Source organism: Corynebacterium sp. 22-2729 (assembly GCF_053479475.1).
This window is the reverse complement of sequence record NZ_JBRBCA010000001.1, coordinates 225,177-242,804: the sequence shown is the minus strand read 5'-3', so window position 1 is coordinate 242,804 and position 17,628 is coordinate 225,177. Positions and strand designations below refer to the sequence as shown.

Annotated in this window: 18 protein-coding genes; all 18 read right to left on the bottom strand. The window is 60.4% G+C overall.

The window, feature by feature from the left end; all coding sequences use genetic code 11:
• Window positions 1–1,209: an acyl-CoA dehydrogenase family protein gene (locus ACUY2T_RS01040; RefSeq protein ID WP_448307029.1), complete on the bottom strand. Its 1,209-nt coding sequence runs from the start codon at window positions 1,207–1,209 to the stop codon at window positions 1–3.
• 60 nt (window positions 1,210–1,269) lie between these two features.
• Window positions 1,270–2,688 (bottom strand): acyl-CoA dehydrogenase family protein, encoded by a 1,419-nt coding sequence (locus ACUY2T_RS01035; protein WP_448307027.1) that lies wholly within the window; start codon window positions 2,686–2,688, stop codon window positions 1,270–1,272.
• Window positions 2,689–2,948: 260 nt separating this feature from the next.
• Window positions 2,949–4,556 (bottom strand): lysine--tRNA ligase, encoded by a 1,608-nt coding sequence (lysS, locus tag ACUY2T_RS01030; protein WP_448307025.1) that lies wholly within the window; start codon window positions 4,554–4,556, stop codon window positions 2,949–2,951.
• A gap of 21 nt (window positions 4,557–4,577) precedes the next feature.
• The gene (locus tag ACUY2T_RS01025) at window positions 4,578–5,786 is read right to left on the bottom strand and encodes a globin domain-containing protein (RefSeq protein ID WP_293791066.1); all 1,209 of its coding nucleotides are present in this window, start codon (window positions 5,784–5,786) and stop codon (window positions 4,578–4,580) included.
• A 13-nt stretch (window positions 5,787–5,799) separates the two neighbouring features.
• On the bottom strand, window positions 5,800–6,285 hold the full coding sequence (locus tag ACUY2T_RS01020; RefSeq protein WP_293791065.1) for an RrF2 family transcriptional regulator: 486 nt from the start codon (window positions 6,283–6,285) through the stop codon (window positions 5,800–5,802).
• Window positions 6,286–6,429: 144 nt separating this feature from the next.
• A complete protein-coding gene (gene panD / locus ACUY2T_RS01015; RefSeq protein WP_293791064.1) occupies window positions 6,430–6,846 on the bottom strand; it encodes an aspartate 1-decarboxylase in 417 nt (138 codons plus the stop codon).
• Between the two features lie 49 nt (window positions 6,847–6,895).
• Complete coding sequence (galK, locus tag ACUY2T_RS01010; RefSeq protein ID WP_448307022.1) at window positions 6,896–8,131, bottom strand: galactokinase; 1,236 nt, start codon at window positions 8,129–8,131, stop codon at window positions 6,896–6,898.
• On the bottom strand, window positions 8,121–9,272 hold the full coding sequence (gene galT, locus ACUY2T_RS01005; RefSeq protein WP_293791062.1) for a galactose-1-phosphate uridylyltransferase: 1,152 nt from the start codon (window positions 9,270–9,272) through the stop codon (window positions 8,121–8,123). The genes galK and galT overlap by 11 nt, the downstream gene beginning before the upstream one ends.
• Window positions 9,273–9,341: 69 nt before the next feature.
• A complete protein-coding gene (locus ACUY2T_RS01000; protein ID WP_293791061.1) occupies window positions 9,342–9,626 on the bottom strand; it encodes a hypothetical protein in 285 nt (94 codons plus the stop codon).
• A 39-nt stretch (window positions 9,627–9,665) separates the two neighbouring features.
• A complete protein-coding gene (locus ACUY2T_RS00995; RefSeq protein WP_448307019.1) occupies window positions 9,666–11,321 on the bottom strand; it encodes a sodium:solute symporter family protein in 1,656 nt (551 codons plus the stop codon).
• 163 nt (window positions 11,322–11,484) lie between these two features.
• Window positions 11,485–12,456, bottom strand: coding sequence for an aldose 1-epimerase family protein (locus ACUY2T_RS00990; RefSeq protein WP_448307017.1), 972 nt, complete (start codon window positions 12,454–12,456; stop codon window positions 11,485–11,487).
• Between the two features lie 4 nt (window positions 12,457–12,460).
• Window positions 12,461–13,366 carry a pantoate--beta-alanine ligase gene (gene panC / locus ACUY2T_RS00985; protein ID WP_448307015.1) on the bottom strand — a complete coding sequence of 302 codons (906 nt, stop codon included), beginning with the start codon at window positions 13,364–13,366 and terminating at the stop codon, window positions 12,461–12,463.
• A gap of 5 nt (window positions 13,367–13,371) precedes the next feature.
• Window positions 13,372–14,250, bottom strand: coding sequence for a Rossmann-like and DUF2520 domain-containing protein (locus tag ACUY2T_RS00980; protein WP_448307012.1), 879 nt, complete (start codon window positions 14,248–14,250; stop codon window positions 13,372–13,374).
• Entirely contained in the window at window positions 14,251–15,264 is a 1,014-nt protein-coding gene (locus ACUY2T_RS00975; protein WP_448307010.1) for a DUF6779 domain-containing protein, read from the bottom strand.
• Window positions 15,265–15,274: 10 nt separating this feature from the next.
• Window positions 15,275–15,766 carry a DUF3180 domain-containing protein gene (locus ACUY2T_RS00970; protein WP_293791055.1) on the bottom strand — a complete coding sequence of 164 codons (492 nt, stop codon included), beginning with the start codon at window positions 15,764–15,766 and terminating at the stop codon, window positions 15,275–15,277.
• 79 nt (window positions 15,767–15,845) lie between these two features.
• On the bottom strand, window positions 15,846–16,388 hold the full coding sequence (gene folK, locus ACUY2T_RS00965; RefSeq protein ID WP_448307008.1) for a 2-amino-4-hydroxy-6-hydroxymethyldihydropteridine diphosphokinase: 543 nt from the start codon (window positions 16,386–16,388) through the stop codon (window positions 15,846–15,848).
• Window positions 16,385–16,765, bottom strand: coding sequence for a dihydroneopterin aldolase (gene folB / locus ACUY2T_RS00960; RefSeq protein ID WP_293791053.1), 381 nt, complete (start codon window positions 16,763–16,765; stop codon window positions 16,385–16,387). Before folB ends, folK begins: the two co-directional genes overlap by 4 nt.
• On the bottom strand, window positions 16,758–17,609 hold the full coding sequence (folP, locus tag ACUY2T_RS00955) for a dihydropteroate synthase (protein WP_448307163.1): 852 nt from the start codon (window positions 17,607–17,609) through the stop codon (window positions 16,758–16,760). Before folP ends, folB begins: the two co-directional genes overlap by 8 nt.
• Window positions 17,610–17,628: the final 19 nt, after the last annotated feature.

Sequence of the window (17,628 nt, the reverse complement as noted above, 5' to 3'; positions counted from 1 at the left end):
TTACTTGAGCTCCTTGGAGGAAAGACCCAGCTCGCGTCGTGCAACAACCAGCTGCTGAATCTGCTGGGTGCCCTCGAAGATGTCCAGGATCTTGGAGTCGCGAGCCCACTTCTCCAGCAGGTCACGCTCGGAGTAGCCATAAGCTCCGGCCATCTCCACCGCGCGCAGGGTCAGGTCGGTAGCCATGCGACCGGCCTTTGCCTTGCACTCGGAGGCTTCCTTGCTGTTCGGCTGCTTGTTGTCGGCCATCCAGCCGGCGCGCAGCGTCATCAGGTATGCGGCTTCCCAGTCGCTCTCCAGGCGAATGTACTCGCTGGCAGCTGCAGGCTGGTTCCACGCCGGGGCGTCGTAGTTGATCTCCACACCAGCATCGGTGAGGATCTCGCGCAGCTTTTCCAGCGCGGCGCGAGCAACACCAACGGCCATGGCGGCAACCATCGGGCGGGTGTTGTCGAAGGTGGCCATCACGCCACCGAAGCCCTTCTTGGTGTCCACCTCCGGGGAGCCCAGCAGGTTCTCCTTCGGGATGCGGACGTTATCCAGGATGAAGTGCGCGGTGTCGGAGGAGCGGATGCCCAGCTTGTGCTCCAGGCGGACCAGCTCGAAGCCCGGGGTATCGCGCGGGACGACGAAAGACTTGATGGCTGCGCGGCCTGCGGACTTGTCGACGGATGCCCAGACGACAACGTGGGTGCAGCGCTCGCCGGCGGTGACGAAGATCTTCTCACCGTTCAGGACGTACTCGTCACCATCTAGCTTGGCGGTGGCGGCAACGGCTGCGGAGTCGGAGCCGAACTGCGGCTCCGTGATGGCCATAGCGGCCCAGATCTTGCCGAAGCGCTCGAGCTGCTCATCGTCGGCCACTGCGGCGACGGCTGCGTTGCCCAGCCCCTGGTAAGGGATGGAGAGGGTCAGTCCGACGTCGCCCCAGCAGGTCTCGATGACGTTGAGGATGGAGGCCATGTTGCCGCCATTCTTGACGCCCTTATCTTGCTTCTTGGCATCGCCACGGCCACCGGAGGCACCAGCCATTGCCTGGCCGGCATCTGCCATACCCTCGACCAGGCTGGCCATGGTGTCCAGCTCAACGGGGCGCTCGTGCTCCGCGAGGTCGTACTTGCGGGAGATCGGACGGAAGATTTCGGCGGCGGCCTGGTGCGCTTGGTTCTGGCCCGCCTTCAAACGCTTGGGGAGTTCCAGATTAATCATGATGTGGTTCCTTGAAGTTCCTAGTGCTTATTCGATATCGATTCGAATGTGTGGCGGGAGTTAGACGACGACTACGCCTTCGGCGATGCCAATGGCGCGCATGTCGCGGTACCAGCGCTCGACCGGGTGCTCCTTGGTGAAGCCGTGGCCACCCAGCAGCTGCACGCCGTCGAGGCCCATGACCATGCCCTTGTCGGAGGCGTAACGGCGAGCCAGGCCGGCTTCACGGTTGAAGGAGAGGCCCTGGTCCAGGCGGGAAACACCGCGCAGCAGGATCAGGCGCAGGCCGTCGAGCTCGATGCGCAGGTTGGCGACCATGAAGGCTACGGCTTGACGGTGCGAGATCGGCTCGCCGAAGGCTTCGCGCTCGTTGACGTACTTCTTGGTGTACTCCAGGATGGCTTCGCCGGTGCCGGCTGTCAGTGCGGCCCAGCCCAGGCGGGAGCGACGGATGATCTCCGCGTAGTTTTCCTTGCGCTCTTCAGCGGACAAGTCCTTGCCGCCCAGCAGCTGGCTGGCGGGAACGCGGACGTCCTTCAGCAGAACGCGCCCCAGGGCAGCGCCGCGCAGACCCATGGACGGGTCAGCCTCGACAACGAGACCCTCGGTATCGGACTCGACGATGACGAAGGTGTTTTCACCGTCCAGGTTGACGGCGATGATGAACAGCTCAGCCTTGCCTGCGTTCGGAACCATGGTCTTGACGCCGTTGATAACGATGTCATCGCCCTCGCGGACGGCGGTGGTCTGCAAGGTGAAGGGGTCGAACAGCGGGCGGGACTCAGAGACGACCACAGCGGAGGCCGGGACGGATTCGCCAGCGAACTCCGGCAGGTAGGTCTTCTGCTGGGAGTCGTCACCGTAGTTGGTGATGACATTCGCCACACCAGCCGGCGCCAGGATGGCAACAGCCTGGCCCATGTCGCCGAATGCCAGGGCTTCGGCGATCAGGGCGTTGGTGGTAGCGCCAGAAGCAGAGGCGATGCCTTCATACTCCTCCGGCAGGTTGATCAGGGCAACGCCCAGCTCGGCGGCTGCTTCGAGCAGACCCTCGGCAGGCTCGGATGCCTCATTCTGGTCGTGGCCGGTGGGACGCAGGCGCTCTTCTGCGAACTCGCGTACTGCGGCGACGATCATCTCCTGATCCTCGGTGGGGGTCAGGTCAAACAGTGCCTTACCCGGTGCCGGCGCCTCAGTCGGGACGGGCTGGTTGTTCTCGTCGGTGGTCTGGTTTGCCAGACGAACCGGCTTGCCAGAGCCCTTGATCTTCTTGAACTGGCGGTTCACGGCACCGAGGGTGCGCATACCGGTCTTAGTGGACTGATAGGCAACGCGGTCGACCTTCTTGCCGAGGCCGTACTTCTCTGCCAGGTCGGAGCCTGTGAACTTCGTCAGGACTCCCATAACCGTGCCGATTGCATCTCGCTTGATGTTGTTCAGGCCAGGAGTTGAATCGGCACGCTTGCTTCGGTCGCTCATTTCGTGCGGCCACCTTTCACTGGTTGTCAGCGCAAATCAAATATCTGCATGTGCGGATAATTATGTATGTAGCGTAAACCACTCTAATGGCGCGCGTCACACTTTGGGGCAATTGGCGTCCTGAATTACACCCGAATACGAAAAAAGGTGCACGATTGTGCACCTTTTGCGCTGAACGGCAACGCTAGTCGGGTGGTCGCCACGGGTACCACCCGAGGGGATCCCTAGCGTCTGTATTAGTTACTAGGTATGCCGCTCGACTAGTTGTCGCGCTCTGGCTTCACGATCGGGAAGAGTACGGTTTCGCGAATACCCAGGCCGGTCAGGGCCATGAGCAGGCGGTCAATACCCATGCCGGTACCTGCCGTCGGCGGCATACCCTGCTCCATGGCGGCCAGGAAATCTTCGTCCAGACGCATTGCCTCGTCGTCACCATTGGCGGCCAGGCGTGCCTGATCCTCGAAACGCTCGCGCTGAATAACCGGATCCACCAGCTCGGAGTAGCCGGTGGCCAGCTCGAAGCCGCGGACGTACAGGTCCCACTTCTCCGTCACACCTGGCTTGCTGCGGTGCTGGCGGGTCAGCGGGGAGGTCTCGACCGGGAAGTTACGCACGAAGATGGGGCCTTCCAGCTGGTCCTCGCACAGGATCTCCCAGATTTCCTCCACCAGTTTTCCGTGACCCCAGCCGCCCTTGGCGGGAACGTCAAGGCCGATAACCTTGGCGATTTCCTTCAGTTCCTCAACGGTGGAGTCGATCGTCACCTCTGGCTGGCCGGGGTACTTGCGCGCAAGTGCCTCGTTCAGCGAGGGGTACATCTCGATTTCCTTCCACTCCCCACCGAAGTCGTACTCGGTGCCGTCGGCGAGGCGCACCTTGCCAGTGCCCTCTAGGTCGGTGCCCTTGGTCAGCTGGTCCACGATGTACTGAATGGATTCGCGGGTGGTACGCGCGCAGTCGTCGTAGTCGCCCCATGCTGCGTAGGTCTCCAGCATTGCGAACTCCGGGGAGTGGGACTTGTCCACACCCTCGTTACGGAAGTTGCGGTTGATCTCGAAGACGCGGTCAATACCGCCCACCACGGCGCGCTTCAGGAACAGCTCCGGCGCGATGCGCAGGTAAAGGTCGATGTCCAGCGCGTTGGAGTGCGTGACGAACGGTCGAGCCGCCGCGCCACCGTGCAGGGTCTGCAGCATTGGGGTTTCGATCTCTACGAAGCCCTCGCCCTCCATGTAGTCGCGCAGCGCGCGGATAACCTTCACGCGAGTCATCGCGTTCTTGCGAGCTTCTTCGCGCACGATCAGGTCGTTGTAGCGCTGGCGCACACGCGTCTCTTCGTTCATTTCAGCGAAGGCAACCGGCAGCGGACGCAGGGACTTCGCGGCCATAACCCACTCGCTGGCCATGACGGACAGCTCACCGCGGCGGGAGGCGATCACGCGACCAGTTACGCCGATGAAGTCGCCAAGGTCCACGTCGGACTTCCAAGCCGCGAGTGCGTCCTCGCCAACCTCCGCCAGAGAAAGCATGGCCTGCAGCTGCGTCCCGTCGCCATCCTGCAGGGTGGCGAAGCACAGCTTGCCCGTGTTGCGCATGAAGATCAGGCGCCCGGTCACGCTCACTACGTCCTGGGTTTCGTCGCCTGCGGCGAGGTAGGTGACGCCCTCTGCCTCAACCGGCTGCTCTTCAGCTTCACCGTCAGTCTTCTTCACTGCCCACTTTGCGCGCACCTCGGCCAGGGAGTGGGTGCGTGGCACCTCTACCGGGTAAGCGTCCTTGCCGGATTCGAGGATGCGCTGCCGCTTTTCACGGCGGATGCGTAGCTGTTCAGGGACGTCAGAAGCTGGGGTTTTCGATGCGTCAGTCACAGGACATAAGTTTAGCGCACCTTAAATCAACCAGTCATTGGGGCTAAACAGCTCGAAGTGAATCTCCTTCGGCGATAGCGCATCCGAGTGCTCAGCAAGCTGATCGCGCAGGTTCTGCAGGAATTTACTGCCACCACATAGGTACCAGTGAGCTCCTTGTGGGATTAGCCCTTCTTCTGCCATCTTGGCAAGCTCTACGGTTTCACCGTTATCTCGATATCGGACGATATGGCGAGCTTCACCGTTTTCCGCGAGTGCGGAGACTTGGGACTCCGTGATGTCTCGCTGAGCATAAGTCTCTGGGGCGGCATCAGCGTGAATAGCGGTAACACTCGGTACCCCACCCGTTGCCGAGCGAGCAACTAGAGCAGCCAACATACCGGCCATCGGAGTAGAGCCGATTCCCTGTGAAACCAAAATCACCGGGGCATCATCGTCTTGCAGAACCAGGTCGCCGGCCGGCAGGGTGGCTTCCACTTGACTGCCGGTTTCCAACTCATCCATGAGGAAAGAACTGACCTCGCCATCACGCTGCACGGCGACGGTGAAGGTCTCCTCCGTAGTGCCGACGATGGAATACTGGCGAAGCTGACGAGCACCGTCGGAGAGTTCAACTCCAATGGAAACATACTGGCCAGGCAAGGCGTCACTGAAGTTCACGCCATTAAAGGTAAACTCCACGACGTTGTGGGAAAGCTGCTTCTTCTCCTGCAAAGTAACAGTTCGGAACACATCCCCGTCGGCCACATCAGCTGACCGGTAAAGGTTGCGCTCGAAATCGATCAATACTTTGGCCATCAACCAGTAGACCTCGTCCCATGCGGCAGCAACCTCGGGGGTTACCACGTCTTCGCCCAACACCTCTACGATGGCGGCGAAAAGATTGTCATGCACGATCTGGTACTGGTCCTCTGTGATGCCGAGGGACACATGTTTGTGACCAATGCGGGAGAGCATTTCGCGTGGGTCAGGGGCATCGGGGTTGACCAGCATAGAAGCGAAAGTAGCGATGGAAGCGGCTAAAGCCTTTTGTTGCTCACCTGAACGTTGATTACCACGGTTGAATAGGTCAGAGAGCAGCTCAGGATGCTTCTTGAACATGGTGCGGTAGAACACTGGAGTGATGTCTTCAATTGCCCCGCCGACAATAGGCAAAGTTGCCTTGATGATTTCCTCATTTTCGGGGGCCAGGGAAATATCAGTAGTTTGAGGTTGAGTTGAGATATACAAAGCGTCAAGCTCCTTACTTTTTTGCGCCAGGCCTCTGTGGAGTATGTGGTAACCCAAGGCTCTGATAAGTGCGGCTTTTTCCAGAATGTGCGGGTGCGGTATTCGCTATGAGGTCGCCGATAGTGTCTCCATCCAACTCCGCGAAGAATGCTTCGCGTGCTGCGGCGAGGCGTCTACGGAGAGCACAGTCGCGGGCGGCAAGAGGGCAACGTTGGCCGCCTTCGCAATCCACGACTTCGCCGGGACCTTCCAATTGGCGCAATATCTTGCCCACACTTGCCTGACGGGTCCTATCCGCCAGATACACTCCACCACTCCTACCTCGTACGGCAGTCACCCATCCCAAATCGACGAGCCGGGCATTTACTTTTGCCACATGGTTAGTCGATCCGTTGATACGCGTCGCGAGGTCAGCGAGAGTCACTCTCTCACCTTCCCGCAGATCCCCGAGAACCATAAGTATCCTCAGGCCGAGATCTGCAAACGTGGTCAAGTGCATATTTCCACCCTATGCCCCCATCAATAAAAGTTCTATATGAGATGCATCTTTTATTGTGGCCTGTGAGAAAAGTAACACTAAAGAACATGTCGATTGACACCGCTGGCAAATAGGCAAGTGGGAGGCCTAGCCAATCAACAGTTGCTAAGCCTCCGGGTGGCGCGGGTTCTTGAGCCCCGAGCCGTCCGGCACGTGGGCCGGGTCTCCGCCGAGCTCCACCTGCTTGTTGTTCTCGTCCACGAAAACCACGCGGGAGGCGTAGTCCTTCAGGTCTTCCTCGCTGTACTGGGCGTACCCGATAATTATGACGAGATCACCGGGACTGATTAGGCGCGCGGCGGCACCGTTGATACCGATCACTCCGCTGCCTCGGTCGCCGGTGATGGCGTAGGTCGTCAGGCGGTTGCCGTTATCGATGTCGACGATGTCGATCTGCTCGCCTTCAAGGATGTCGGCAGCTTCCATCAGATCAGCGTCGATGGTGCACGAGCCGACGTAGTGCAAGTCGGCCTGCGTAACTGTCGCACGGTGGATCTTTGATTTCAGCATTGTTCGCAACACGGGTGAACACCTTACTCGCGGCACAGCAATTAATCTATTTAGCTGGGATTTAGGCGTTCCGGTGCGCGCCGTCGCTCGGCAAAGCCACCACAAACTCGGGTTCATTAAAGCCCTTTTTCGCGAATGCCTCCGCCACAGCCTGCGCCGTTGCTTCCACCCGATCCTCGCGCAGCAGTGCAATGGCGGAGCCGCCGAATCCACCACCGGTCATGCGGGCGCCCAATGCTCCCTGTTCCATTGCCATATCCACCGCGGTATCTAGCTCCGGCACAGTGACCTCGTAGTCATCGCGCAGGGAGGCGTGACTGCCCTGCATCGATCGGCCGAAGGCCTCCACGTCTCCACCACTGATCTGTTGGATCGCTTCCGCGGTGCGGGCAATCTCGCTAACCACATGGCGTACGCGTGCCGCCACCTGCTGTGGGTCTTGGCCATTCGCCTGTGCCCACCGGGCAGAGTCCGCCTCTGCGTCCTTCGCATAGCGTAGGCTGCTCACGCCCAGGTCGGCGGTCACCCCATCGATCACGGCACGGCGCGCGGCGTATTGCCCATCGTTCAGGCGATGCGGGGCATTCGTGTTCATGATGAGGATCGCAAGCCCGCGCGCCGCGATGTCGAAAGGAACTAACGTGGCGCTGTCTTCGGCGAAGTCGATGGCGAGCGCGTGGCCAGCCTGCCCGAATAGGGAAATGCGCTGGTCGAGGCCGCCCGTGGAGGCGCCGACTACCTCATTTTCTGCTCTTATTGATGCCCTCATGAGTCCGCTGCGCACCGCATCATCAAGGGGTGCGCTGCCGTTTAGGTCGAAGGCCGCAAGAGCCGCCGAGCATTCCAACGCTGCGGAGCTGGAAAGCCCTGCGCCGACTGGCACGTCGGACTCAATGGCGAGGTTCAATCCACCGGCAGGCATCAGCCCGGCCTCGATGGCCGCCCAGATGGCTCCGACTGCGTAGCCGGCCCAGTTGGCTGGATTATTGGGGCCAACCTCGGAAACAGGAATCTCGACGTGGACGATTTCGGCTGGGTCACCGTAGCGAGAAGCTACGCGGTACACACCGTCATTGTTCTTGGCGGCGGCCACGTAGGTGCGCTGCGAGAGCGCGAAGGGCAGGCTGATGCCGTCGGCATAGTCCACGTGCTCACCGATCAGGTTGACGCGGCCCGGCGCGGACCACACACCCGCAGATTGATAGCCGTAGACCTGTTGGAATAGGGATTGTACGTCGGCGGTGCCCTGCTCCTCGGTGCGGGTCTGCAGCCAGCGGGGGGTTACGTTAGTTGGCATTGTCGGCTACCTCCCGGAAGCGCTCGGCGATTCTTTCTGGTGTGGTGTCGGAAATCCAGGCTTCCTGGCCGGACTCGCTTCCCGCCAGGAACTTCATGCGCCCAGCAGAGCGCATCATCGAATACAGCTGCAAGTACAGGCGACCGTTTTCGCGATCCTCCCCCACCGGCGCCTGGTTCCAGGCAGCGATATAGGGAGTACGTTCAATGCCCTCGAAGAAGCGATCCATACGGCCCAGCAGGTCTAGGTAGAAGCGGGTGAGTTCATCCTTTTCCTCGTCTGTGAGTGCCGCGAAATCCGGGACTGCCCGGTTGGCCATTAGGATGACCTCGACCGGCCACTTTGCTGCCGCCGGAACATAAGCGGTGAAGTGCTCTCCAGCGAGAAGTACACGGGTGCCGGATTCCTTTTCAGCGGACAAGACGGCGTCAAAAAGATCCTGGCCGGTGTCTTCCCGGAAAGCGCGAGCGCGCGTGGCTACCTCGGCGGCGCGCGGCGGAACGAAGGGATAGGAGTAGATCTGGCCGTGCGGGTGTTGCAGCGTCACGCCGATTTCCTTGCCGCGGTTTTCAAAGGGGAACACATAGCGGATGCCCTCGATAGCGGAGAGCTCAGCGGTGCGGTGGGCCCAGGCTTCGACGACGGTACGGGCACGCTCGTAGGACAGGTCCTTAAACGAGGAGTTCACATCCGGGGTAAAGCAGACGACCTCGCAGCGGCCAATGGCGGGCTTACGGGGGAAAAGCTCCTGGCCGTCGACCTGTGTGGCGAAGTCGTCCGGCACCTCCATGTGCATGGACAGGGAGGGGAAGCGATTTTCAAAAACCACGACGTCGTAATCATCGGCGGGCACCTCAGTGGGCAGTTCGCCAGGTTTGGTGGGGGCCAGCGGATTCTCGTTCGCCGGGGGCATGAATGTGCGGTTCATACGGTGGGCGGCGTAGACATACCACTGGCCGGTCAAAGGATCCTGCCGCATCTCGGATTCCGTGGTGGCCTGTGGCAGATCACGGGAATCGTGCAGCTCCCGTTGTTTCTCCCCTGCCACGTATGCCGGTTCATCGTCGAAGTACAGCAGCTCGCGGCCATCCGCAAGTGTCGTTCGAGTTACCTTGAAATCATGCTGCACGGCGTGGATCACTCCCTTTAGTTAATGCGCATAGAAGCGCACGAAGAAAAAGCCCGCCTCTTCAGTGGGGCGGGCAATGCGTTATTTAGTTTGCGGTTCCTGCGGTTCGGCGGATTCATCAATCTTGATTGGATCCAACTTGGTCCACAGTACGAAGATCGCTGCCACGGCGATCATGGCCAACCCGCACACCAGGTTATATGTTTCGTTCTTCGGCTCGCCGGTGGATACATCCATACCCGGGTCAAGCAGGAAGTAGCTCAGCAAGAGCACAAGTCCGTACAGGCCCATGAGGGAACCGATGACATTGCGGATATCGAAGGCACCCGCCATGTGGGAGCCCTTCTTAGCAGTGTTCTTAGCCATTGTGTCCATTCACTCCTTTCTGAAAAACTTGCGTCCTTGTTAAGCGAACACGATGTTGAGGACGAGCACCATGGCCAGGCATAGGATGCCCAGCGGTACGGTGCGGCGGTACCACGGCAGGCTGGCTTCGGCAGCATCCGTGAGGTTTTCCTTCGGGGTGACGGACTTGACGAAGCCCACCAGTTCCTCATCCGGCTTCGGCTTGGTGACCATGGAAACCAGGATGGAAGCGATGATGTCCGTGACGAATGCCAAGGATGCGGCGACAAAGGCCGTGCCCTGTCCCGGGAGGTTGAAGAAGCTAGCGTCGGTGCTGCCGAAGGTGGCTATAGCCCAGTAGACAACCGCGATACCCGTACCGGAAACCAGGCCGACCCAACCTGCGGTGGGCGTCATGCGCTTCCAGAACATACCCAGGATGAAGGTGGCGAACAGCGGGGCGTTGAAGAAGCCGAACAGCGTCTGCAGGTAGTCCATGACGTTGCCGAAGTTGGAGGCCAACAGGGCGGTGAACACGGCGATGACGGTAGCGCCGACGGTGGCCATACGGCCGACCTTCAGGTAGTAGTCGTCGTCGCGGTCCTTCACGATGTAGGACTGCCAGATGTCATAGGAAAACACGGTGTTGAAGGCGGAAATATTAGCCGCCATACCAGCCATGAATGCGGCCAACAGACCTGCGATGGCCACGCCCAGCAGGCCGTTCGGCAGTAGGTCGCGCATCAGGTACAGGATGGCATCGTTCGGTTCGGCGGAGCCATCCATAATCGGGGTGACAGTCGCGCCTGCAACCATGCCCGGGATAACCACCAGGAACGGAATGAACATCTTCGGAAACGCACCGATGATCGGGGTCTTCCGTGCAGAGGACAGCGAATCGGCTGCCATGGAGCGCTGGACCTCCACGAAGTTGGTGGTCCAGTAACCGAAGGACAGCACGAAGCCCAGGCCAAAGACCAAACCGATAGCGGAGACGACCGGGTTCTCAAAGCCTGAGATTTCGGTGCCCGGCCAGGTGTGGAAGTGCGAGGAGTCTGCAACCTTGGCCTGCAGGCCATCCCAACCACCAACCTGGTGCAGGCCGATCATTGTCAGCGGCAGCAGGGCGGCGATAATCACGAAGAACTGCAGCACCTCGTTGTAGATCGCTGCGGACAGACCACCCAGGGTGATGTACGACAAAACGATGACCGCGGCAACAACCAGGGTGACCCACAGTGGCCAGCCGAGCAGTGAGTTAACCACCTTGGCCAGCAGCAGTAGGTTCACGCCGGCAATCAGCAGCTGAGCTACGGCAAAGGAGATGCCGTTGACCAGGTGCGCGCCGTTGCCAAAACGGCGCTGCATGAACTCCGGAACGGAGCGCACCTTAGAGCCGTAGTAGAAGGGCATCATCACGATGCCGAGGAAGACCATGGCCGGGATCGCACCGATCCAGAAATAGTGCATGGTCTCGAATCCGTACTGCACGCCGTTGGCCGAGTGACCCACGATTTCAACGGCGCCCAGGTTGGCAGAGATAAAGGCCAGACCCGTCACCCAGGCGGGTAGGGATCGGCCGGAGAGGAAGAAGTCGATTGAGCTGGACACCTTGGACTTAGCTGCCCATCCGATGCCGAGGACGAAAGCGAAGTATAGCGCGACCAGCGCGTAGTCTACCCAGCTCGCGTCCAAACGTAGTCCTTCAGCTGTCATAGCTGCGAACCTCCAGGAACGTCGGGTTCCCGTCCCAGGCACCAATCGTTTTAGTTCACAACTACCAGCGACGAGAACTATTGGATGTTTGATTCAATAGAAATCTTAACGCCGCGTAGTGCTATAAAGGAAATTCTTTTCTATTTATGGAAGTACCTTTGTTTTAGGTCTCGACGCCCCCACGCGAAACACAGTAAATCCCACATTCAAAGCTGCGCTTTTCGCCTGGTTGCAGGCGAATAAGGTCACGACCGGAACGCAATGCGTCCGGTGGGCACGTCATCGGTTCGACAGCTAATGCCCGTCCTACACCGGGGTATCCTTCGCGACGAGCCGGATCCGCGGTAAACACCTGGAACCATTTAAAGCCCTCTCCTACCCACAGACGCACACCCTCGCCCTCGGGGTTCAGTAACTGTGCCTCGGCGGTCACCCCTTGTGCCCTATCGACATCACCGAAACAGTGATCCAGCCAAACCCCTGCCATACGCTGGCCCGCTTCCACGTCCGGCAACACCCGGCGAGCAGGAATCTCCGGCCCGGCGGGCAGGTTTCGCACGGAATCCAGTGGCAGGTTCGTTCCGACCGGCAGGTGCACAACGCAATCGTCCAGCGGGGTACCTAACGCGCTTAGGTAGGGGTGCCACCCCAGACCAAAGGGGCAGGAAGCGTCGCATTCATTACGCACCTCAAAGGTGGCGAATAGCCCCTCGCCTTCTCCACTACCTGCAGCGCGTACGGCCCATGTCATCCGCAACAGCAAGGGCCACGGCCAGCCAGCCCGTAGGCCGGTAGAAAGCTCCAGCGTTACTAAATCCTCACCCTGGTCGGCAATGTGCCAGGCCATCTGTCCCACGAATCCATGGATGGCGGTGGCTCGTCCCGGCTCAGTAATGTCCAGCCGGTGCAGTACACCGTCGTGGGCGAACACACCATCGGCGGTGCGGTTCGGCCAGGGCGCCAGCATAATGCCGGAAGAAAGCGGTGGATAAGTCCCCTCGGGGTAGGAAACCACCAAGGGCTTTCCCGCATATTCCAGACTTCGTAGGCCACCGCCGAACGTGGAAATGCTAGCTCGGTACTCCCCTGCAGAAATCTCTACGAAAGGGTGCGAGTGGCGTTGATCCTGATCCATGGCTCTACTCTGCTGCACCCTCAGTGCCAGCCTCGTCAAGCCCCTTGAAACCCGTACCCAGCGGAACTCCGACGTTGTCGATCAAGCGCGTCGTACCGACGCGCGCCGCTACCAGCAGGCGAGCTTCGCCGTCTGCCGGGCAGTCGGAAAGGTCCGTACCGCGCAGCTCAAGATAGTCCACCTCCACGTCTGGGGTGGCGTCCAAAATAGAGCCGGCAGTCTGCAGAACCGCCTCGGCGCCTTGCTCGGCTACAAAAGCTCCGGCGGTCAGAGCCGCTGAAAGAGTCAGTGCCAGCTCACGTTCTTCCGCGGAGAGGTAGACATTGCGGGAGGACTTCGCCAGTCCGTCAGCCTCGCGAACGATCGGCACTCCATGGACCTGTACCTCAATGTTTAGGTCCGTGACCATTTGCTGGATCAGCAGCAGCTGCTGATAATCCTTCTCCCCGAAGAATGCGTGATCGCAATGGGTGATTGTAAAGAGCTTGTTCACTACCGTCAGCACGCCCGCGAAGTGGGTTGGGCGGTGTGCACCCTCCAGGATGCGACCGGCCTCACCTGGGTGGATGGTAGTGCGCGGGCCATTGGGGTACATCTCACGCGGGTTGGGGGCGAAGACTGCATCCACGCCCGCGGCCTTAAGCTTCTCCACGTCAGCATCCAAAGTGCGCGGGTAGGCATCCAGGTCCTCCCCCTCGGCGAATTGCAATGGGTTGACGAAAATACTGACGACGACCAGCGCACCGGGAATCTGCTGTGCGGCCTGCACCAGCGAAAGGTGCCCCTCGTGCAGCGCACCCATAGTGGGTACCAGTACGACTGGGCGACCTGCCTTGCGCATTGCGCGGGTCAGCTGCCCGATTCCCTCAATCTCCGTGAAAACCTCTGCCTGGCCAGGTGTGAACGTCATGGTTCTTACTCTAGATCCAGCAGTCTTTCGACCTCAATAGTCCCCGCCTTTAGCGCGGTGCGGCGGGCCATGGTTGTGTATGCGTTTTCGGCGCTAGCGTTCTGGGTTTCCAGGCTCCGCAGCGCCGCCAAGTGGCGCATCACCGCAGCCGCATCGTCGCGGGCAACTGGCCCAGTCAGCCCATCCATGCGCTTCTCCAGGGCATTGTCCACCGCCGCGTGGGCAATGCGACGCAGCAGCAGCGCACTATCGGGGCTTTCGCCTGGTGCGTCGACCGCCCGATCCAGGATTTCTTGCGCATCCGTCAACAGTGTCACCAGGTGGTTGGCTGCATGTGCCATTGCCGCGTGATAAGCCGCGCGATGGTTCTCGGGAATCGCGACTGGCACCCCGCCGAGGCTGGCTACGAGTGTCTGGGCAACCACGTCACCCACCTCGGAGTCGCTGGTTACGCCCCATGCGCATCCGTCCAAGCGCTCACTATCAGCTGGGGTTCCGGTGAATGTCATTGCCGGATGCAGTGCTAGCGGCAGTGCGCCGGTATCGGTAATCGGTTGCAGAATCTCGCAGCCAAAGGCGCCGGATACGTGCGCGACGATCTGCCCGTCGCGCGTGTGTTGCGCCACCTCTTCAATCACCTCGGGAAGCTTCGGATCCGGCACCGCCAGAACTACGAGCGCGGCGTGTGCAGTGCTGCCGAGGCTGATGCGGGGAATGTTCGGGATTCTTTGTGACGCCAATTCTTCCGAGCGTGCCGAATGCGCGTACACACCATGCACATGATGGCCGGCGCGTGTAAAAGCTTCAGCTAGAGCCACGCCGACTTTGCCGGCTGAGATTATACCGACCGACAGACGCGGCTGTTGAATATCTGTTTCCGCCACTTAGTTCTTGAAACGCTTCATCAAGTCGGCGACAGTCACAGCATTCTTGGCCTCGTCGGCGCGTCGACGACCGTGAGCGCCTTCGGCCTGCTCATCCGGCCGGGACTCTTCAGCTGCCTGTGGCTGCTGCTTAGCCTGGTTAGGGTTTGCAGTGTGATCGCGACCGGAACGCACAGCGTCAGCACTAGGCATCTGAGCGCGACGCTTCTGTGCAGGCTTCGTCTCGTCCATGGCGGTCGTATCCACAACCAACGGCAGCTGGGAGGTCTCCTCGGAGTCCTGGCCAGTCCAGTTCACAGCAGCAAAAGTGCCAGTGTTGAATTTCGGCTTGCTGCGGTGCTGCGCCTTATGCGGTTGACTTGTCTGCTGTGCTTGCTGGGGCTTTGCGTCGTGACCCGCATTGTTACCGCTGCCCTGGCTCAGCTCGCGTACGCGCTCAGCCTTGGCGCGGACGGCGCGCTGTTCTCCTTCACCGAAGTCCTCACCGGTCAGCTCCGCAAGCTGCTGACGCATACGAGCCAGCTCCGCACGTAACTCCTCCAGGTGCTTATCGCGCTCATCCTGAGACTTCTTGGCCTCCGCCGCATACTTAGCTTGGGTTTCCGCCTCGCGCTTCTTCAGCTGCGCGCGTTCGCTCTGCAGCTGTGACTGGTAGTAGCTCTCTTGGTTTTCCGCCTGCTCACGAGCGAGCTTCAGGGCGCCCGCATAGCGCAGCACAAGCACCACACCAAAGAACGCGGCCCACAGAGCGGCGATCAGAGCTACCTTCAGCCAGCCATCGGAATCCATGAACAGCATCAGCACGCTTGCCAGCAGAGCCAGTACCACTAGGCCGAACATAAGGAATCGAGAGAAGCTCGAAGGTTCGTTCGACGCAACCTGCGACCCCTGGAGCTGGTTTCCCCGATAAGTGGAGTCATCTTCGTACCCCGGAGCATCCGGGGACTGACGCCCGTTAAAGGACTGCTGCGGCTGGTGAGACTGCTGTGGCTTAGGAGACTGCGGGAAGCTCATGGTCAACACACTACCCAACGTCGAGCCCGTTGGGCGTTAATGGCGCATCCGGCGGTGGCGCTTCACAGCTGCGTTCCAGCCACATACCGGCCACAACAGCAGCCAAAGCCCCCACCGCCCCAGCTATCACCCCAGGCAGATCGGCCTCCGCGGCCATTAGACGTCCCGCTTGCGGAATAACGTACATTCCCACCCCCGCAAACAGACCCAAAAACACAGCACCAGCCCACGCCGTTGCTTTCCCTAACGCTAACCACTGAGTCACAGTCGTCGGCTGCATCTGAGTACGATCCATGCCGATACCACTGTTGCCGATGCGCTTGCGGATCACCCACCCGCCTATCGCGCATACGATTGCGAAGATCCACAACAGTACGGAGCTTGTCGCCTTAATCGGCGGGAAACTGCCATAGAAGCTCAACGTACTGACCCAAGCAATAAGAGCACAGACTATAGCCACTAAGGCGACCGTAGAGATCTTCGTGCGCTTTAGCGGGCTCATCGTATCTGCCTCTTTATCCCTCTTTGACTCTCTCCAGACTGATACTCTTCAGACTAGCCAAGCGAGCCCGCGGTTACAGTTAGCTCCGCGGCGCAGCCGGGACAATGGCCTTCCGCTCCGCTGGATCGACCTCTTCCAACCACTCCAGGATGCTTCGCCCGGCCAAGCTACACCAAGGTTCCTGAACCAGCTGCAGATCATTAAGGGGCACCAACACGAATGCCCGCTCATGGGCATAGGGGTGTGGGATGACAAGCTCAAACCCCCACTTCCCCTGGGATTGGATGGGTTGGAACTGGGCGTCAAAACCAAAAAGTATATCCACATCGACAGTTCGCGGCCCCCACCGAACCTCGCGCTCCCGCCCCGCGACGGCCTCCGCGAATTGGCAGTGATGCAACAGCGCCAAAGGATCCAGCGATGTCCTGACGGCCACCACGGAGTTGCGGAATTCCTGCTGCTCTACCCCGCCCCACGGCGGAGTGGCGAAGATTCGCGACTTTTCCACGATGTCGATGGCCGGGTGCATTTCCAGCAGCTCATAAGCGCGTTCGATCTGCGCAGTGGGACTGCCGACGTCTCCCGGCAGGTTGGAGCCGATTCCCAGGAAAACAGTGATCATCGCTTGGACCTCCTAGCGACTACACGCACGTCAGCGAATGGATGGGCGATGGGAGCCTCGGGCTTGTGCACCGTGACCTCCACGGCATAAACCCCGCTGAGCTCGGCAATTTCATCGGCGATCTCCGAGGCCAGGGTTTCGATCAGGTCGTGGCTCTGCCCACGCGGCGTGCCCCGTCCTTCGACCGCATTGACCGCAATATCGGCCAGCTGCACATAGTCGATTGTGTTTTCCAGCGCGTCCGTGTCCGCGGCGGCGCGGAAGTCCGTCCACACCACCATGTCAACGATGAATTTTTGACCGGTGTCCTTCTCGTGTGAAAACACTCCGTGGTGGCCGAATGCTTCCACGCCCATGAGCTCGATGCGGTCAGCCACGTCGTGCCCTCCATTGCTCGTCGATGTCAGGACCGCATCCGGTGGCCATTGCGTGTGCAACATCCACGGCGGCCCGTGTCGGAGCTACTTTATGCACCCGGACGGCCCAGACGCCAACTGCCGCCGCGAGTGCAGAGGTCGCCGCAGTGGCATCGTCCGCGGATTCCGGGGTGCCAGGTTTGCCATCGCTGGCCGGGCGCAATGCTGTGAGAAAGCGCTTTCGCGAAGCTCCCACCAGCACCGGATAGCCCAACTGCACCAGTCTGTCCATCGCACCGAGCAGTTGCCAGTTCTCCCGTGGAGTTTTCGCAAAGCCGATGCCGGGATCCAGGTAAATCTGTTCCTTTGTGACGCCCGCCGCCTCCGCAGCTTCAATTCGCTTTTCCAGCCAGTGGATGACGTGGCCGACGATATCCTCACCGTGGTCGTGGTAGCCCTCGGCACCGGCGAACTCAGCGGCTTTTCCCTTGTTCCAATGCATGAGGATGATCGGCAGTCCGGATTCCGCAGCCAGCGGGAGCATGTCGGGGTCTGCCAGACCGCCGGAGACGTCGTTGAGATAGGTGACGCCCGCTTTCCACGCGACCCGCGCCGTCGAAGCCCGCATCGTGTCGATGCTGGTGGCGATTCCCCGACGGGATAGCTCCTCGATGACTGGGGTGACGCGGGCAGCCTCCACGGCTGGGTCGACGCGAGTTGCGCCTGGGCGGGTGGATTCCCCGCCGACGTCGATGATGTCCGCTCCATCGGCGACCATGGCTTCCGCGTGAGCCAAGGCGGCCTCGGTGTTGGGGTAGGCTCCGCCATCGGAAAAGGAATCCTCAGTGACGTTGAGAATGCCCATCACGAGGGTGCGCTGGGGG